This is a genomic window from Pseudomonas sp. P42 (assembly GCF_017973755.1).
GTDB classification, from domain to species: domain Bacteria; phylum Pseudomonadota; class Gammaproteobacteria; order Pseudomonadales; family Pseudomonadaceae; genus Aquipseudomonas; species Aquipseudomonas iridis.
This window is the reverse complement of the sequence record NZ_JACOPU010000006.1, coordinates 228,769-245,420: the sequence shown is the minus strand read 5'-3', so window position 1 is coordinate 245,420 and position 16,652 is coordinate 228,769. Positions and strand designations below refer to the sequence as shown.

Genomic DNA, 16,652 nt, shown 5'->3' with positions numbered 1-16,652 from the left:
CAGGCTATTGCCCTTTGTACCCCACGCTAGGCAATGAAACATATTTTGCGGGAGTGGTGCCGAGCGCCAGCTTGAACATCCTGATGAAGCTCGTTACGGCCTCATACCCTAGGTCTCCTGCTACTTGCTGGACGCTCTTCCCCTCAGCCAACAACTTCAGCGCGACCATCAGATGAAGCTGTCGACGCCATTTACCGAACGACATCCCGGTGTCCTTAAACAGCTGTCGTGAAAATGTGCGTTCGCTCATCCCGCCAAAACTTGCCCATTGCTCTAGCGTTCTTCTGCTATCAGGAGCCTGGATTAATGCTTCAGCTACCCGTTGTAACCTCGAATCTGCGGGAATTGGAAAATGTGTGCTCACCCTCGGCATAGCGCTCAACTCTTCAACCAGTAAATGGGTGATGAGATCTTTACTGAGAGTAGTGCGGTCGCTGCGACCCTCGCATAGCTCAATAATCATTTCGCGCAACATGGCACTGATACTCAACGTACAGCACTCGTCTGGAAGAGTGGATGCTGAGGGTGTGATGAAAAGGAAATAGCCGTGGGCGTTCGAAGAGGCGCGACTCTGATGCGGGACGCCGGCGGGAATCCAGAGAGCGCAATGTGGTGGCACTATCCAATGGTTATCAGCAACCTCGCACGCGACAACCCCTTGCATAGACAACACCAGTTGCCCTTGCTCATGAAGATGAGTATTTGATCCCGTGAGTCCCTCACTTAAGGCCGTAAAACTAATTGCAGTTACGATTTTTCCTGACGCGCCGGAAGGTAGAAGTAGATGCTTTGCCATTTTGACGTTTTTTGCATATTAATTGACCGGATATACAAATCCTACCACGGCTTATCCCAATAAAATCCTCCACAAGCGTGAGATGGCTATCCCCCCATCTGCCCGGAAATCACTGGAGGAAGGTATGAGTAGTAATTCGATTAAAGCCCGCATGATCAGCTCTGATGAGGGGCATCACGTTTTGCACCCTACAGGCGCCCGCATGAACATCAAGGTGTTTGCTACCGAAACGGGAGGAGTCTATTCGCTTATGGAGACCGTACTCCCACCCGGAGGTGAAGTGCCGCGACATATACACGAGGGTGAGGATGAAAATAACTATATCCTCGAAGGACAGTTAACCATGCAGATTGGCGAGGTTTTTCACTTGGCAGGGCAAGGCAGCTACGTCGTTGCTCCGCGCGGCGTACAGCAGTATTTTAAGAACGACGGTGACAGCGACTGTCGATTTCTCACCACCTTTACTCCTGGAGGAGCAGAAGGTTTTTTCAAGGAGGCCGGTGAATTGATACGTCGTCTGGCTCCCGAAAGGCCCACTCCGGAAGAACTGCTCCAGCTCCAGCAAAGATATGGTCTGAGCTATCTATAAAAGTGAAAAAGAACCGAGGCATCTTTGGGCTGTACCATCAGATGTTGTTCGCTCGATAGACGATGGTGAGTCATTTTGAAAAAGAGTGAGCTCCCAGTTAAAACCTGCATGACCTGCGGCCTTCCCTTCACATGGAGGAAAAAGTGGGCACGCTGCTGGCAGGAAGTCCGCTACTGCTCGGAGCGTTGCCGGCGCAAATCACCTTTAAAAGTCAGATCGCAAAGGTTGGTATAGACTTGCGTGAAAGTCACAGGGACTCTGGAAATGATCAATGCAGAATTGCTGAAACTGATGATCGAGGCATCCAACGATGGCATCGTTGTGGCAGAGCAGGAAGGTGATGAGAACGTTCTTATCTACGCCAACCAAGCCTTCCAGCGCCTGACGGGCTACAGCTCTGATGACACCTTGTATCAGGATTGCCGGTTCCTGCAGGGCGATGACCGAGACCAACCAGGCATTGTGGCTATCCGCGAGGCAATAAAGAACTTTCAGCCTTGCCGGCAAATCATTCGAAACTATCGCCATGACGGCAGTGCTTTCTGGAATGAGCTGTCGATTACCCCAGTGTTCAACGACGCAGATCAACTCACCTATTACATCGGCATCCAGAAGGACGTTACTGTCCAGGTCGAGGCGAGCGAGCGTGTCCGCGAGTTGGAGGCTGAAGTCGAGAATCTGAAAGCCCAGTTGACGGAATTACAACGAAACACTTCATCGATTTAAAGAACCATAGAAAACGGCAATAACAAGTCCGTTCATCGAGGCCAAAAGTCACTCTGTCACCGATAATCGTGGCGTGGAGCTCTTTGCGAGCTCAATGGCAGCGTTAATGGCGGCTCGAGCCTGGGGGCTGTTATTCCAACAAGTAGATCCCACTGCAGCCGATGCCTGGGCCAAAATGTCACAAACATCCGCTTTGCTGAGCATTGCCAGGGAGTCAAACCCCATCTGTTCAAGGCGAGCGATGACGGTTGGTCCTACGCCCTTCAATGCCAACAGGGCTTGCTGTTCCTTCAGGGTAAATGGCATCCGTAAACTCCTGTTCTCGGCCAGTTGAGCTAATGAAGTCTGCCCTAATGGTGCGCCCATCTCAATCGTCGCCCTCCTCGCCCAGGGGAAGGTACGGTCAGATCTCTGCAGCCTGTAGAACTGAAGCGACTGATACCTCACGTAGATGCGCCTGCTGATGCTTGTACACGTGCGCGACTGTTAGAGAATATCAAGGTGACCAAGGCCATCAGCAGAAACATCAACGAGGCAAGCAGCAAGCCGATGTAGCCAAATATGGGGTATAGCCACCCCGCTGCTGCCGACCCGACGCCAATACCGCAGGTACCCACAGCAGGATCAACGCCGCAGTGAATAAACCACTGGCACCGATGCCGAGGAAGAGATTACGCGCTCCGAACTCATGGGCGATCCAGGCGCTGATCGGCATACCGGCAAGGCCAGCGACACTCAGCCCAAGCAACACGATGGCGATGGCACGACCCTGCTGTTCACGCTCGACCAGGTTAGAGCCCAGAGCACCGAGGACAGGCCCGATGAAGGCCGCACCTAGCCCCATCATCACCCGAGAAAGCACCAGCGCTTCATAACTCGACGCAGCGGCGAAAAGCAGCGCCGCACCGCTGAAGATCGACAACCCTAGCAATACCTGCGAACGACGGCGCACGTGGCCCAAGGTCATCTGCAGCACCGGCGCGGCGATCGCGAAGGTGACCCCGAATACGGTGATCAGTAATGCGCTCTGGGCGTTGCTCAAGGCCCAAGCGGCGGAGATTGCTTCCAGGCTGCCCACTACCGAAAGAGCGCCGACCGCCTGGACGAAATAGGCCAGGCTGAGCAGGCGCAGAGCGAGAAGATCAGTGGCTGAAATGGAGCTGTGCATGTTGCTCTTCGGTGATTAATGAATGCGCCCGATCTCACGCGCAGGTCGGGCGCCGGGATCAGGCAACCGGGATAGGATTGTCGATTATCGACTGGTTAAATTGCTCCACCAGAACGTGCTCGTTTGGCCCGACATTGGCGCGCAGTGCAGCGATGCCATCAACGATCACCTCGGTAGTGGCTGTTTCCAGCTTGGCCAAGGTCTCGGCGATGAAGGCATCCAGAGGCATGGCACGAGGGTCGCCGCTCTTGTGAATCAGGTCGGTATCGACCCAAGGCGGAGCGATTTCCAGAACCTTGACGCTGGTCTCACGTAGCAAGAAGCGCTGCGACAGACTGTAGGAGTGGATGGCAGCCTTGGTTGCCGAGTACAACGCGGTGACGGCAATCGGAATGAACGCCAACACGGAGCTGTTATTAATGATGGTGGCGTCCGGCTGACGCTTGAGATGCTCGACGAATGCTGCGCTGACGCGCACTGGGCCAAGCAGGTTGGTGGACAACAGGCCGACAGCCTGCTCGTCGTCAAGATCACCTGAGGCAGCATTGTCGAACGGCATGATGCCGGCGTTGTTAATCACCACGTTGAGTTCGGGATGACGCTCAATCACCTGCTGCGCCACTTGCTTGATCTGCTGCGGATCGTTGATGTCCAGCACCACCGTGTCGATACCGGGGTTGGCGCGGGCGATCTCGTCCAGCAGTACCTGACGACGGCCTGCAATGATCACTTTGTTGCCACGTTGATGGAAGGCTTCGGCCAGGCCACGGCCGATGCCCGAGGTACCGCCGGTGATGAAGATCGTATTGCCGCTGAGTTTCATGTTGTTTCTCCTGATGAAGGTTCGATCAGCGCTTGGCGCTGTAGCGTGGCGCGGGTTGGTTGCTGGAAAGTTGCCTGGACATGACATTGCGAGCGGCCTCGTAGGCATGCCAGTGGCTATCGTCATGCAGCGAGGGAATGGAGATCAGTTCGCCGTGATCGAAGTCGATCAGCGCGGCGTCGACCAAAGCGCTGGCGGGCATCACGATGGCAGGGTCGAGGTGCTCAAGTGGCAGGCCGCCGTTGTCCCAGAACTCGGTGGCGGTCGCCCCTGGCAGTACGGCCTGGATGTGTATGCCTTTGTTGGCCAACTCGTGATGCAGCGACTGGCTGAACGCGGTGACGAAGGCCTTGGTGCCGCCGTATACGCCGTTTAGCAGTTCGGGGGCGATACTGACTATGGAGGAAATGTTGATGATGGCGCCGTTTCCACGCTCTACGAAACCGGGGATAACGGAGTAACTCAGGCGCATCAGTGCGGTTACGTTGAGATCAATCATTCGCGTCATGAGGCTGACATCGCTGTCTAGCAGTGGCGTATGGGTGCCGATGCCTGCGTTATTGACCAACAGGGTAATGCTCGCGTCTTCCCTGAGCTTGGCTTCGACGTTCGCAAGACTCTGGGCATCGCCCAGGTCGGCCTGCAGCACTTCGACCACGCGCTGGGTGTCGTCGGTAATGCGACGGGCCAGTTCGTTCAGGCGTTCGCGGTTGCGGGCAACAAGAATCAGGTCGTAGCCACGGCGGGCCAGGCGCTCGGCGTAAATGGCACCAATACCCGACGATGCGCCAGTGATCAGTGCGGTGCCTTTCGATGCTTTGCTCATGTTGTGTCTCCAAGTGGGCTGGGCTTGGGGCACATCATGGCGAGAGTTGGAAAAGACCTAAATGACGTATACAGTCATGTTTTAAGACATTGCTGAAACAGGCACCACTATGCACAGAATCGGCTACCTGCTTTCCGACGACTTTCAAGTGCTATCGCTGGCCACCCAGACCGTATTCGAGTACGCCAACATCGTAGCCGAGGCGCCCTTCTACTCCATCGAGTTCTTCTCCATCACCGGCGCAATCGTGCGCTCGTCCCTGGGACTGGGAATTGAAACCCGCGCCCTGAGTAACCCTGGCCTTGCGGACACTTGGATGATCGCAGGAGTCAACACGCCACTGGAAACGCTACCCAGTGAAGCGACACTGGCGTTCGTGCGCCAAGCCGGGCAACAGGCGCGCCGCGTTGCTGGCATCTGCACCGGTGGTTTCGTGCTGGCCCACGCGGGCCTGCTCGATGGCCGCCGCGCGACCACCCACTGGGCCTACGGTGCCGAGATGCAACGCCTCTATCCGCAGGTCAGCGTCGAGGATGATCGAATTTTCATCATAGATGGCAATGTGTGGACATCCGCTGGCATGACCGCCGGACTGGATCTGGCACTGGGCATGGTGGAAAAGGATCTGGGCCCGGAAGTGGCTCGTTCGGTAGCCCACAAGCTGGTCATGCATCAGCGTCGCTCGGGCGGGCAGTCGCAGCACTCGGAGATGCTTACCCTCGCGCCGAAATCCGACCGCATCCAGAACGCGCTGAACTATGCTCGACAGAATCTGCACAAACCGCTCAGCGTCGAGGAGCTGGCCGAGGCCGTGTACCTCAGTCCACGCCAGTTCACCCGTGTATTCACAGCAGAAACCGGGCAGTCCCCGGCCAAAGCTATAGAGCGTCTGCGTCTAGAGGCGGCGCGGGTCATGATTGAACAAAGCCGCCATTCGCTGGAGGTGATTGCCAAGGAAACCGGTTTTCGTGATCGTCGTCATATGCGCGAGGTATTTCTTCGCGGTTTTGGCGTTCCCCCTCAAGCAATACGACGAGATGTCCGAACCATGAATACCTGATTGGGGGCAGCAATAGTATTGTTCGCGGTGTTTCCGACCGCCTCACCTAGTTAGATAAGCCTGAGCAAGGAGCGTACCTGCAACTGCTTCAGGACAGAATCAACACGTGTGTAACTTTTATTGAGCTACGTTACACCAAGGAAGACATTCGGATCAGGCCAAAGAGCCACGAGCGTCTGAAAATCGCGTCTGCTGGCTACTTTGCAGACCGTTGATGCCTTTGCAATCCAACATCTAGTAAACCACCAAATTTCAAAGGAATGCCCATGAACAAAACGATTTACGGTCTGGCACTCACACTCGCTGCATCGGCTTGCTGGGCCGCCGACAAGGTGATCACCGTGCCGGTTAGCTTCGTTAAAGGCGCTAATAGCGCACAGGTTAAAGGCACTCTGAAGGGCTATGACACTGTCCAATACACGTTGGTAGCGAAATCAGGCCAGAGTATGACTGTGCAGATCACCGGCAGTAGCAACGCGAACTTCAATGTGTTCGCGCCAGGCGATCAACCGGGGCAATCGAGCGCATTGGGTAGTGGCGGTGTTGGCTCGGACTGGACTGGGGCGCTATCGGCTTCGGGAAAGTATACGGTTCAGGTTTTTCAGATGCGCGCTTCAGCTAGGCGTGGTGAGGCTGTGCCGTACACAATCAGCTTCAGTATTAAATGATCCATGGGGATTTGATTCTGATGGGCGGCTTTTTTTCGCCGAAGTTAAAACCTGACTGCTTATGCACTAACGACGATGGGCGCAGCAGGATAAGCCAGGCCCACTTGTCGCGCTAAGATAGGGTTCTGAAGTTTGAGCAACAAGTCCTTTCTCTATAACCAAGAACCAAGGCGGGGCCAATGCGGTCGACTGTAATCTGGCAGGGCGTAATTGCGAGTGCTCTCGTCACTTGCCTGGCATTGGGCGTAATGGGCGGTGTCGGATGGTTACTGACGCTAAATAGCACCGAGCGCCAACTGGAAGAAATTGCCGTCTTATTATCCAGGCGCGCCCAATCAACGCTCCTCCAAGCTTCAGATGCTCTGAAGTCAGTTGCATCCAGCGATCTGCTTCCTTGCAGCCCGGAAGGCATAGACCAGATGCGTCTGATTGCGGTCAATACCCTCTCAGTGAAATCAGTCGGCTACGTCCAGGAGGACATTTTTGTATGCGGATCCTGGGGGATGATCGGGAAGAAAGTCGACGCATTACCGGCAGATTTTACAACTGACGATGGTGTGAAAATCTCGATAGGGGTATCGCCCCTGCTTGAGTCAGCAAAGCCAATGATGGCTTTGGAATATGCCGCCTTCAACGTTCTTGTCGATTCGGAGCAGATACTGGACGTGCTGTTCGATCATCGTGTCAGGCTTGCGATAGCGACGACTAACGGCAACCTCATACGTGCCAGCAGCCAGGGAAGTGAAACAATCGTCACCCTGGCGCATATGGGGCCGACCCGAGGGCTTAGGGAGGGCTACCTCTATACGTCCATCCGTCAAGGTTCCTGGGTCGCGATTGCAGCGATACCCCGCGCTGAATTACTACGTATTCTTCTCTGGCACTCGGCCTACATGCTCCCTCTAGGTGCTTTACTTGCGGGCGTGGCGGTGCTAGGTATCTTCCGAGTGTCGAAACGGCGTCTATCACCGGTGGCGGCCCTTGAGCGCGCGGTGAAGCGGCATGAGTTTGTCGTGCATTATCAGCCGATCATTGAGCTTGAGCATGGCCGATGTGTGGGGGCGGAGGCTCTGATACGGTGGGTCAGGCCCGATCATGGGACAGTGTCACCTGACTTGTTCATCCCTCTGGCAGAAAAGAGCGGATTAATCCAAGCAATTACCGACCAAGTCATGAGTCAGGTAATACGCGATCTCAGAAATGTGCTCGTGGCTGATCGCTCCATGCATATTTCCATCAACCTGGCAGCATCCGATGTGAGCAGCGGACGGTTCATGGATGTGCTGGACAAGATGAGGGAGCAAGCCGGTGTACTTCCTTGCCAAATCTGGCTAGAGGCAACCGAGACTGGCTTCATGGATTTAGAACTGGCAAAAGAGACGATGAGCAAAGCTCGCGCCATGGGTTACGTTACTGCACTGGATGATTTCGGGACTGGATATTCCAGCCTGCAAAACCTCCAACAGTTACCGCTGGATATCCTGAAAATCGACAAGTCTTTTGTTGATGGTATTTCTCAACCGCAGACGGGAGCGGTTCTAATCGACCATTTGATCGGCATGGCTGACTCGTTGGGCTTGGCTATTGTGGCGGAAGGCGTTGAGACCGCAGATCAAATGGCCTATTTACGTTCCCATAACGTCCGCTACGCACAAGGTTGGCTTTTCGCCAAAGCAATGAGCGCTGAAGCATTCATTTCCTACCTGGACGGTGATATCCAGGATGATGCGCGAGTAGATTTGTAATACGTTCTTGTCGACGAGTTGTCGCGGTTCATGCCTGTCGAAAAGCTGCCACCCACCTGAAAGTAGCCAAGCTTGAGACTGATGAAGGTATGCAGGTCTGAACCGAGCAGGCCATCTCAGCCTGCTCCATATGGAGATCGCATTCGATCTGCCCATCAAATATGCCTTGCGGGACAGCTGACTAATCAGCAGCCAAGAGCTTTTTAACTTCGGCGATGATCAAGTCGATGTCGAATGGTTTTGCCAACACGGCATCAAACAAATCTGATCTCTGCATACCGATATGTGCCTGAGCACCGCTCATCAAGATGATCGGCAATTGACTAGCTAAAGGGAGAGCTCGAACGGCTGTGGCGAATTCCAGCCCGTCCATGACCGGCATCATGAAGTCGGTAATGATCAAGGCAGGCCGCTCTCTATCCAGTATCTCGAGCCCTTTTCGGCCATTGCTGGCCGTCACCACCATGAACCCCTCATCCTCTAGCGCAAAGCTGAGAATGTCAGCGATCAAATACTCGTCGTCGACGACCAGGATGGTGGACATGTTAATTCAACCCACTCAAAAGCTTAAGAAATTGAACCGGGCGATGACTCAGCGGGAACTGATGGTTCACGTCTTGAAGCCTTTTCCAGGAAAACATCTTGATCACGGATCACGACCACAAATCGCGAAGGATCGTAGGAGCTGTCTCGTATTTTAAGAATGGAAAGCGTCCTGCTAAGTTCAGATTGATTCTCAGAGAACCGCATGAGCATGAGATTGTCGACGATGCTGGACAGGTCAGAGTTCGGCGCGCTGACCTCGGAGCCGAAAAGATCGCGCATTTCCCAAGAGGCAAATACGGTAACGCCCCTGGATCGCAGCTCGTTCATCAGTGCACTGAAGAAGTCAGTAATCCGCGCCGGATTTGTCGAGACTCGCGTCATACCGCTCAGGCTATCGATAAACAGACGCTTGATGCCCTTTTCTTCAACGAGACTCAGTAGTCGTGCGCCCAAACCATCCAGGAGGCCCTCTGTGGTGGGTTGCCATGCGATGGTCAGTGCGCCGCTGTCTTCCATGCTTTTTAAATCGATGCCCAGTGATTTGCCCTTGAGTCGCAGCCGTTGTGGGCTTTCGTAGAAGCCGAAATGCAGGCCCGGAGCTTCCACGGTCGACTCGGCCAGGAATTTGAGGCCCAGCGTCGTTTTACCAATCCCGGAGGGGCCTATGACCAGAGACACACTGGAACTGTGCAGGCCTCCGCCCAAGATGTCGTCCAGTGATTCAATGCCACTGGCTATACGCGTCATGTCGGCGCTGTCGGGAGAGGACGGATGGCTGTAGAGACTTTCGAGCCGTGGATAAACAACCAGGCCATTGTCGGTAATTTCACACTCGTGAAGGCCGGTCATTGCTCCGCTGCCGCGAGTTTTACGCAGCTGAATTCGACGCACCGAACGAGTGCCATACAACTCTTCGCCCATCTCGATCACGCCATCAACCATCGTGTGCTCAGGACTGCCATCGTCAAGGCGAGAACTGGTTAGAAACAGCACCGTGCAACCAGCGAACGCGGCGTGTCCTTGCAGCTCAGAGATGAATTTCTTGGTGTCGATGTGGGAATCAGCTTTTGAACGCGCATTTAGCAAGCCGTCGACCACCATCACGGTGGCTTTCTGACGGCTTATCTCACGCCGAAGCAGCTTCACTACTTCGTCCAAACCTTCGTTTTCCAAAGTATCGAATGCGCTGACAAACTGGATTTCAGCCCCGACTTTGGAAGAGTCAAAGAAGCTCAGAGTCGAAAGAAATTGAAAAAGGCGATCGTGTGACTCGGCCAGCAGCGTTGCGACTAGAACCCGCCCACCCTTTTGCGCGTGATGGAACCCAAGCTGGTTGGCCAAGATCGTTTTTCCAGACCCTGGGCGCCCTTGGATGATGTATGAAGAGCCCGCTACCAGCCCGCCCTTGAGCAGAGCGTCGAGCCCTTCGATTCCACTTTCGAGGCGTTTTAGCTTTTCCACAATGCGACCCTGATCTGAAAAACAGGCTGTTTAAGCCGAATGGGGGAATGCTAACGCCATTTTCGCTCTGGGCCAATGCACTAATTGGTGGCATGCGTTTACTTACAACATGCTGGACGCCTAACTCGGTTTGATTGCTTGGAGCAGCTTGAACCATCGGTAGGCGCTGCGAATGGATCGTCGATAAGGCTAAAGAGATGGAGTTACGCGGCGCCACGCTCCGCACTGGAATTGAAGGGTTTGGACATACCGGACAGCTACATTAAGCCCCACGCTTAACTCTCCAAGGAGCGATACCTCTTCATTCGGTACATTTCACTATCCGAATGGGTGAGCAGTGTATCGGCATCATTTCCGTGCTCGGGATAATAGGCAACGCCAATACTGCACAAAGGCATCTTGAGTGTGCAGAACTCAGGGCCGAGTGGCTCAGCCATGACGTTGTGAATCTGCTCTAGCTTTTTGGAAATCGTGTCCCTCGACTGGACGTCTGTTAGCAGCACCGTGAATTCATCGCCGCCAATGCGAGCCACGGTGTCTGTCTCACGCACACAGCTTTTCAGACGCTGGGCAACAATGCACAGAACACGATCTCCCGCTGCGTGACCATGGACATCATTGATACTCTTGAAGTCATTTATATCCAAAAACAGCAGAGCTAGCTCATTACCATGGCGCTGCGCAGTCTGCAGTGCAGATATCAGTCGATCACTAAAGAGCGACCGATTGGTTAATTTCGTCAGCGGGTCGTGATGAGCGAGGAAGCGTAACTCCTCCTCGGCTTTAGCCAAGGCTGTAACGTTTCTTGCGACCCCAATCCGGGCACCGACCTCCTCCGACCAGAATGCAGCCCACAGGATGTACACGACTGCCCCATCCTTGCGGATGTAACGGTTCCGGAAATCGAAATGAGGTTGACCATTCATGACCCGGGAAATCGAAGCTCGCGTCGCATCCAAATCTTCAGGATGCATATAGCTGGTGATACTGGTGCCAATCAGCTCATCAGGGAGGTAGCCCAACAGGGCCTTACAGGCATCACTCACAAAAACAATGTGGTCGCTTTCATCAACCACAAAAACAGTATCCAACATTAAGTGGATCAGTTTGGGGTAGAGCGCTTGAAGATCGATGGCCATAAGTCATGTGGGTCTGAGTCGTTGAGCGCGATCATATCCCTATTTACAGGGTGGACTGCGAGGAATCTTGGTGGAAGTGGAATCCCGTCGCTTAGGCCATCCAGAGTGGATGCGTCCGCGGTGTAGTTCTGGACGTTCGTTGGCAATTGACCATCGTCCTGAACGCGCTCGCTGAAAAGCGCCCAGTGGTACTGGGGAGCGTCTGTGACAATCAGTTTTTACCGGCGGACGCAAATGAAAAGCTAGGGATTTAACAGCGGTATTTTCACTACGAATTCGCTTCCCTTGCCTTCCCCCGCACTTGTGCCGGTCACTGTTCCACTATGGGCTTCAACCAACTCGCGCACCACCGTCAGGCCAATGCCTAAGCCTGCGCCATTGAAACCCACTGCATGATCATCCTGGACAAACGGCTCAAAGATGAAAGGCAGCGCTTTGGCTGAGATACCAATGCCGGAATCCCGAATGCGAATTTCCAGCAGATTGGCTTCAACGGAAACGACAAGTGTGACAGTGCCACCTTTGGGCGTGTACTTGGCTGCGTTACCCAGCAAATTATCAAGAATCTGCGTCAGCCTTACAGGATCGCCGTTCACCGCTAAACGAGATTCCAAGCGTTCTGAGCTGAAACTCAAGCCGTGAGCGAGCATGACCGGGTTATAGATTGCTATTGCGTCACTAATGATGTCAGCCATGTTAGTAACCTGGAAGTTCAGGCGAAATTTACCGGTGGAAGCACGAGCAATGTCGAGCAAATCTTCCACGAGTCGGGACATCCGCTGTACTTGGCCTTCAATCAATAGCTGCATGCGAGGCAATTCTTCGCGAGGCATTCGCACCAGCCGGCCTGCAATCATGCTGATGGGCGTCAGTGGATTTCGCAGCTCGTGGGCCACTACAGAGAGGACATTGCGCTGCTGCTCCAGTGCCTGTTCAGCTGCAATTTGCAGGTCTTGGGCACTAAGCGCTGCGATAACCAATCGCTCGTTGGCTTCACGCATTTCCAAATACAGATGCTGTTCTGCCTGAGCATTTTTCTGATCTTCAACATCCGACTGCGCCGATAAAATGGCCAGCACTAACTGCTGATTGGCCTCAATGAGTTGCTCGACTTGCAAGGTATCGACAAGCTGGCTGTTGGCTTCGCTGAGTTGCTTTTGCAGCGCCGCGAGTGCCGCACGAGCCGCGACCGTTTTCCGGCCCAGTAGGAACAGCTCGCGTGCAGCAGTGGCTAAAGCCTGTTCATTCTTGCCGCTGGCCTCACTCATCATTCTTCGCTCATCTATCGACCTTGCTCAAAACCTGCCTTGTCGGTCGCCCACCGAGCAAACCTTCCTGCTCCGGCAACATGTCACCGATGTGTAGGCCGCTATCATCAATGAAGTACTGGCGTAACTCATCAGAGTGCGCACTGGCGCGAACCTTGACCACGGCCATGATGCGCAGCAACCGGCTCTGCACCTCAATATAGCGCTGGACGATGATTGCATCCGTCAAAAACGCTGTGCCGTAAGGGCTGAAACGCAGATCGGTGTAACGATCTTCCAGTTCCGAGGTCATCAAGACACTGACCCCGGAATTGGTCAGCGCCGTGACCATGCGCGACAGCGACTCGCGAAAATCCTCGCGAAAGGTCGGCGCCACTGCCAGTTCGAAGCCCGACAGCGAGTCGATGACCACACGAGTGGCTTTCAGCCGAGTGATCTCGCCGAGCAACAGCTGGACAATTTCGTCAATCGAGAGATCGGGAGCGCGACTATCCACCAGACCGACCTGCCCGCTCGCAATCAAACCCGACAGGGTCGCATTCTGAGAGTGATTGGGCCGTTGTTCGAATACTGCGATCACGCCGGTTTCACCATTGCGCGCGCCTTCGGCGAGGAAGGTCGCCGCGAGGATGCTTTTGCCTGACCCCGATGGGCCGGCCACCAGCAACGAATAGCCCCGAGGCAGACCTCCCCCGAGCATCTCGTCGAGCTGCGCTACCCCCATGCTCAAGCGCTTGATCGGTGATTGCGGCGGCGTATCAAACGGGCTAGCTATTACGGGTGCAAAAACCTTGATCCCGGAAGTTGCAATGCGGAAGGTGTGCAGGCCCGGCAACGTCGGTTGGCCGCGCATCTTCATGATTTCCAGCTTGCGTACCATGGAGTTGCGCTGAACGCTTTGTCGAAGCCAGATCAGGCCATCGGCCACGGTGAAAATCGGGTTGGTGTCGGTTTCAGTGAAATACTCGCCGATGAGGAACGTCGTCGCTTGCCACGTCGTCATCAGCATGCCCAGTTGCTGAACGAACTGCGGAAGGTTGTTGTTGGGGTTGTCCTGGGTCTGGCTGGCCAGCACCACGGAGCGGAACGAATCGACAAACACCAGCGCCGGCGAATGCGCTTCGACTTCGCTGACGATGCGCCGCAGCACCTCGTCCAGATCCCCGGCCAGGGTATCGTCGGCCAGGTTGATGTAACGGATCGACTGGTTGATCGCTTCGCTGTCGAAAAAGTCGAATTGCTGCTGATAACGCAGCATCTTCAATGGCGGTTCACCCAGGACGGTAAAGAACAGCGCCGGGCGTTCGGGCGTTGCCAGGGCAAACATCATCTGGTGGGCAAGTGTGGTCTTGCCGCAACCAGGAGGGCCGGCAATCAGATTGAACGAAAACTCCGGCAATCCTCCACCCAGCACCTCGTCCAGTCCAGGCACGCCGGTGGCCAGACGGTTGATAGTCACTTTGGTGCTCATGGCGAATTTTCCTGCGAGGGGGTGTCGCTCAAAGAAGGTTCCCACACGCCACGAAGCAAACTAGCGGTGAGCGAGGGCCCGATCAGTGTGGTCAGAAGCTCGTAGAAAGTAGTCAGCAACACTTCACCACAAAACAGTGCTTCGGTGTCCTGCTGCTCGACGAGTACGGATTTAAGGGCAATAAGATCCATCGCGGCCGGCAGACTGTCATAAGTGCCGGCGAGATGCGGATGAGCAGAAACACACAGATGTAAACTGCGCCGGTACAGGGCGACAACCCCTTGCTGGCCAATAATCGGCGTAAGGGCTGCGTCCATAGCCTGCAATTTCGCAACAATCGCCTCGGCGATGCTTGCAGTGTCAGCATTAAGACCGACACCCTGCGCCAGAGAAGCTACGATCCGGCGGCTCTCTTCGCTAAGCGTGGACATGGCTGACTGATATCTGATGAGCAGAGTCTGATGGTACACCCTCAAGCGAACTATTGAGTCCCTTGGATGCAACATTACAAATGCGACAGTAAATGGTGACGAAACAAGAAATGGTTGGTGAACAAGTTCAATGGCAGGGAGTCTTGGCTCTACCCCTAGGGTGACGCCCCACCCTTTCCTCGCCTCACTGAGAGTGAGCTGCCTTACAAAACGTGTATCGGAGGGTGGTGAACCGCTCGTGCGAACGAGACATAAGCGCCTTGGGCTCGAAAATGGATGTGAGTAATCGAAGCGCTTAACGGCTGAACACTAACGCAAAAGATTTGCGCCGAGGCGCATAGATTCATACCATCACAGCGGGTGTCCTGCTGTATTACGCGCAGGGCAGGTTAATCGTAACGTTGGTCGGGCCGCCATCGGAGAATTTCAGTGCCCGAAAATAACTCCCCTTCTCCGTCTATCCCCCGCCCTCAAGTACTCACAGAAAAAGCACTTGCTGCTCTTCAGCGTTTTTCGCACATTGAAGCGGTCAGCGGGATTGCTCTCTTAATTGCAGCTATAGCGGCTTTAGCTTGGGCAAACAGTTCTTTCTCTGCGAGCTACGAACACTTTTGGCATACCAGGCTCACTATTAGTTTTGGTGACATCAGCTTATCCCAATCACTTCATTTCCTCGTGAATGATGGGTTGATGACAATTTTTTTTCTAGTCGTCGGTGCTGAGATACGTCATGAAATCCATGATGGAGCCTTAGCGAATATTAGAATGGCTTTGCTTCCACTGGGTGCGGCATTAGGCGGCGTACTGGTTCCAGCGTTGATCTACATTGCCATCAATCATGGCACAGAAGCCAGTGATGGCTGGGCTGTGCCAACTGCAACAGATATCGCTTTCGCTGTAGGTGTACTTGCCTTACTGGGGAAGTCCATACCCGGAGGTGTAAGGGTATTGCTCTTAGCGTTAGCAATCATTGATGACATTGTCGCCATTCTTATCATCGCAGTATTTTATACTTCTAATTTGAATCTTGATGGAGTGGCAATTGCTGCGGGCGGATTGTTGATGATTTTCATGTTCCAGCGGATGGGCGTTGGCATGATGATCCCCTATGTATTGCCGGGCGCCATCATTTGGTACGGCTTGCTGAAAACAGGCGTTCATCCAACACTGGCGGGCGTGATTCTTGGGCTCTTGAGTCCGGTGCGCTCCATGCCAATGACAGAACGACCGCTAGATATTATTCAGCGAAACTTTCACGAATTGTTAGACCGATTCTCTTCAAATGATACGTCAGATCACTCGGTCACTAAGCCTCTGAAAGAAATACAGCAGGCCCAAAGGGAGATCCTTTCGCCTGTGCAGCGTATTCAAGCAACACTCCATCCATGGGTCGCCTTCGGTATCATGCCGCTTTTCGCATTAGCAAATGCCGGCGTTAGTTTCGCAGGAGCCGACCTTGAAAGCTCGCTATCACAAAATGTATTTATAGCGGTGATACTGGCATTGGTTGTCGGAAAACCATTAGGCGTTATTCTCTCGTCCTACGTTCTTTTGAAACTGAAGTGGTGTGAGCTTCCTTCTGACGTAGGCTGGGCTGGAATCGTTTTGGTAGGCCTGCTTGCGGGGATTGGCTTCACCATGTCGATTTTCATCGCATCTCTGGCATTTGACGATCCGGCCCTGCTAGCCGCATCAAAGTTGAGCGTCTTGTGCGCTTCCGGTGCCGCCGCAGTATTAGGCCTGAGCTGGATTTGGATGCGGCGATTAATCAAGGGCAAAAAACCCAAGGTAAACAGCGGATGATCCCTGGTTAGCGTGCACCGCGTTTTTTATCCAAAAACTGGTTACTGAGAAACGTGATTAGCCAATAGGTCATGATAATTTTTGTATCAAATTCCTTGTCGACAGTCCGAAAATCAGGGCTAATCTCAGGCT

The 16,652-nt window shown here is 54.0% G+C and carries 18 protein-coding genes and 2 pseudogenes; 8 read left to right on the top strand and 12 right to left on the bottom strand.

Translation table 11 applies throughout. The annotated features are described in order from the left end of the window. Window positions 1–4: 4 nt before the first annotated feature. Window positions 5–490 carry a helix-turn-helix domain-containing protein gene (locus H8B20_RS27875; protein WP_228732720.1) on the bottom strand — a complete coding sequence of 162 codons (486 nt, stop codon included), beginning with the start codon at window positions 488–490 and terminating at the stop codon, window positions 5–7. A 6-nt stretch (window positions 491–496) separates the two neighbouring features. Beyond that, window positions 497–796: pseudogene (locus tag H8B20_RS28370) on the bottom strand (AraC family ligand binding domain-containing protein); the annotation flags it as partial. A 124-nt stretch (window positions 797–920) separates the two neighbouring features. On the opposite strand from H8B20_RS28370, the gene H8B20_RS20550 reads away from it, so the two are divergent. The 3 genes from H8B20_RS20550 to H8B20_RS20540 all read left to right on the top strand — a co-directional run bounded on the left by H8B20_RS20550 (window position 921) and on the right by H8B20_RS20540 (window position 2,111). Next, window positions 921–1,385, top strand: coding sequence for a cupin domain-containing protein (locus H8B20_RS20550; RefSeq protein WP_210624388.1), 465 nt, complete (start codon window positions 921–923; stop codon window positions 1,383–1,385). Between the two features lie 75 nt (window positions 1,386–1,460). Continuing rightward, window positions 1,461–1,619 (top strand): DUF2256 domain-containing protein, encoded by a 159-nt coding sequence (locus H8B20_RS20545; RefSeq protein WP_115148002.1) that lies wholly within the window; start codon window positions 1,461–1,463, stop codon window positions 1,617–1,619. A 30-nt stretch (window positions 1,620–1,649) separates the two neighbouring features. Continuing rightward, window positions 1,650–2,111: a PAS domain-containing protein gene (locus H8B20_RS20540; protein ID WP_210624387.1), complete on the top strand. Its 462-nt coding sequence runs from the start codon at window positions 1,650–1,652 to the stop codon at window positions 2,109–2,111. Window positions 2,112–2,159: 48 nt separating this feature from the next. On the opposite strand, the gene H8B20_RS20535 is transcribed toward H8B20_RS20540, so the two are convergent. From H8B20_RS20535 to H8B20_RS20520, 4 genes are all read right to left on the bottom strand, one after another. Continuing rightward, entirely contained in the window at window positions 2,160–2,417 is a 258-nt protein-coding gene (locus tag H8B20_RS20535; RefSeq protein WP_210624386.1) for a helix-hairpin-helix domain-containing protein, read from the bottom strand. Window positions 2,418–2,637: 220 nt separating this feature from the next. After that, window positions 2,638–3,279, bottom strand: a complete 642-nt coding sequence (locus tag H8B20_RS20530) for an MFS transporter (protein ID WP_228732719.1) — start codon at window positions 3,277–3,279, stop codon at window positions 2,638–2,640. Window positions 3,280–3,337: 58 nt separating this feature from the next. After that, window positions 3,338–4,102 (bottom strand): SDR family oxidoreductase, encoded by a 765-nt coding sequence (locus H8B20_RS20525; protein ID WP_210624385.1) that lies wholly within the window; start codon window positions 4,100–4,102, stop codon window positions 3,338–3,340. A gap of 25 nt (window positions 4,103–4,127) precedes the next feature. Further along, window positions 4,128–4,928 carry an SDR family NAD(P)-dependent oxidoreductase gene (locus H8B20_RS20520; protein WP_210624384.1) on the bottom strand — a complete coding sequence of 267 codons (801 nt, stop codon included), beginning with the start codon at window positions 4,926–4,928 and terminating at the stop codon, window positions 4,128–4,130. Window positions 4,929–5,037: 109 nt separating this feature from the next. On the opposite strand from H8B20_RS20520, the gene H8B20_RS20515 reads away from it, so the two are divergent. The 3 genes from H8B20_RS20515 (at window position 5,038) to H8B20_RS20505 (ending at window position 8,401) form a co-directional block, all read left to right on the top strand. Next, on the top strand, window positions 5,038–5,988 hold the full coding sequence (locus H8B20_RS20515) for a GlxA family transcriptional regulator (protein ID WP_210624383.1): 951 nt from the start codon (window positions 5,038–5,040) through the stop codon (window positions 5,986–5,988). A 266-nt stretch (window positions 5,989–6,254) separates the two neighbouring features. Continuing rightward, the gene (locus H8B20_RS20510) at window positions 6,255–6,656 is read left to right on the top strand and encodes a DNA breaking-rejoining protein (protein ID WP_210624382.1); all 402 of its coding nucleotides are present in this window, start codon (window positions 6,255–6,257) and stop codon (window positions 6,654–6,656) included. Between the two features lie 179 nt (window positions 6,657–6,835). Then, window positions 6,836–8,401, top strand: a complete 1,566-nt coding sequence (locus H8B20_RS20505) for an EAL domain-containing protein (RefSeq protein WP_210624381.1) — start codon at window positions 6,836–6,838, stop codon at window positions 8,399–8,401. Between the two features lie 181 nt (window positions 8,402–8,582). Here H8B20_RS20505 and H8B20_RS20500 read toward each other — a convergent pair whose 3' ends face one another. Together H8B20_RS20500 and H8B20_RS20495 are read right to left on the bottom strand one after the other, a co-directional pair. Beyond that, entirely contained in the window at window positions 8,583–8,945 is a 363-nt protein-coding gene (locus H8B20_RS20500) for a response regulator (RefSeq protein WP_210624380.1), read from the bottom strand. Between the two features lie 23 nt (window positions 8,946–8,968). Continuing rightward, a complete protein-coding gene (locus tag H8B20_RS20495; protein WP_210624627.1) occupies window positions 8,969–10,411 on the bottom strand; it encodes an ATPase domain-containing protein in 1,443 nt (480 codons plus the stop codon). A 167-nt stretch (window positions 10,412–10,578) separates the two neighbouring features. Here H8B20_RS20495 and H8B20_RS20490 point away from each other — a divergent pair. Further along, window positions 10,579–10,671: pseudogene (locus H8B20_RS20490) on the top strand (DUF190 domain-containing protein); the annotation flags it as partial. 12 nt (window positions 10,672–10,683) lie between these two features. Here the strand turns inward: H8B20_RS20490 and H8B20_RS20485 are convergent. From H8B20_RS20485 to H8B20_RS20470, 4 genes are all read right to left on the bottom strand, one after another. Further along, on the bottom strand, window positions 10,684–11,547 hold the full coding sequence (locus H8B20_RS20485; protein ID WP_210624379.1) for a sensor domain-containing diguanylate cyclase: 864 nt from the start codon (window positions 11,545–11,547) through the stop codon (window positions 10,684–10,686). A gap of 242 nt (window positions 11,548–11,789) precedes the next feature. After that, window positions 11,790–12,815: a sensor histidine kinase gene (locus H8B20_RS20480; protein ID WP_210624378.1), complete on the bottom strand. Its 1,026-nt coding sequence runs from the start codon at window positions 12,813–12,815 to the stop codon at window positions 11,790–11,792. Between the two features lie 10 nt (window positions 12,816–12,825). Further along, window positions 12,826–14,286, bottom strand: a complete 1,461-nt coding sequence (locus tag H8B20_RS20475; protein ID WP_115148005.1) for an ATPase domain-containing protein — start codon at window positions 14,284–14,286, stop codon at window positions 12,826–12,828. Continuing rightward, window positions 14,283–14,717, bottom strand: coding sequence for a hypothetical protein (locus H8B20_RS20470; RefSeq protein WP_228732718.1), 435 nt, complete (start codon window positions 14,715–14,717; stop codon window positions 14,283–14,285). Before H8B20_RS20470 ends, H8B20_RS20475 begins: the two co-directional genes overlap by 4 nt. A gap of 429 nt (window positions 14,718–15,146) precedes the next feature. Between H8B20_RS20470 and nhaA the strand changes: the two genes are divergently transcribed. After that, on the top strand, window positions 15,147–16,520 hold the full coding sequence (gene nhaA, locus H8B20_RS20465) for a Na+/H+ antiporter NhaA (RefSeq protein WP_210624377.1): 1,374 nt from the start codon (window positions 15,147–15,149) through the stop codon (window positions 16,518–16,520). The last annotated feature ends 132 nt before the right edge of the window (window positions 16,521–16,652 follow it).

Bases quoted from the DNA above. Each gene is read 5' to 3' on its own strand.
- H8B20_RS20550 (WP_210624388.1), top strand. From the start codon at position 921: ATGAGTAGTAATTCGATTAAAGCCCGCATGATCAGCTCTGATGAGGGG.
- H8B20_RS20540 (WP_210624387.1), top strand. From the start codon at position 1,650: ATGATCAATGCAGAATTGCTGAAACTGATGATCGAGGCATCCAACGAT.
- H8B20_RS20535 (WP_210624386.1), bottom strand. From the start codon at position 2,417: ATGCCATTTACCCTGAAGGAACAGCAAGCCCTGTTGGCATTGAAGGGC.
- H8B20_RS20530 (WP_228732719.1), bottom strand. From the start codon at position 3,279: ATGCACAGCTCCATTTCAGCCACTGATCTTCTCGCTCTGCGCCTGCTC.
- H8B20_RS20525 (WP_210624385.1), bottom strand. From the start codon at position 4,102: ATGAAACTCAGCGGCAATACGATCTTCATCACCGGCGGTACCTCGGGC.
- H8B20_RS20520 (WP_210624384.1), bottom strand. From the start codon at position 4,928: ATGAGCAAAGCATCGAAAGGCACCGCACTGATCACTGGCGCATCGTCG.
- H8B20_RS20515 (WP_210624383.1), top strand. From the start codon at position 5,038: ATGCACAGAATCGGCTACCTGCTTTCCGACGACTTTCAAGTGCTATCG.
- H8B20_RS20510 (WP_210624382.1), top strand. From the start codon at position 6,255: ATGAACAAAACGATTTACGGTCTGGCACTCACACTCGCTGCATCGGCT.
- H8B20_RS20505 (WP_210624381.1), top strand. From the start codon at position 6,836: ATGCGGTCGACTGTAATCTGGCAGGGCGTAATTGCGAGTGCTCTCGTC.
- H8B20_RS20500 (WP_210624380.1), bottom strand. From the start codon at position 8,945: ATGTCCACCATCCTGGTCGTCGACGACGAGTATTTGATCGCTGACATT.
- H8B20_RS20485 (WP_210624379.1), bottom strand. From the start codon at position 11,547: ATGGCCATCGATCTTCAAGCGCTCTACCCCAAACTGATCCACTTAATG.
- H8B20_RS20480 (WP_210624378.1), bottom strand. From the start codon at position 12,815: ATGAGTGAGGCCAGCGGCAAGAATGAACAGGCTTTAGCCACTGCTGCA.
- H8B20_RS20475 (WP_115148005.1), bottom strand. From the start codon at position 14,286: ATGAGCACCAAAGTGACTATCAACCGTCTGGCCACCGGCGTGCCTGGA.
- H8B20_RS20470 (WP_228732718.1), bottom strand. From the start codon at position 14,717: ATGTCCACGCTTAGCGAAGAGAGCCGCCGGATCGTAGCTTCTCTGGCG.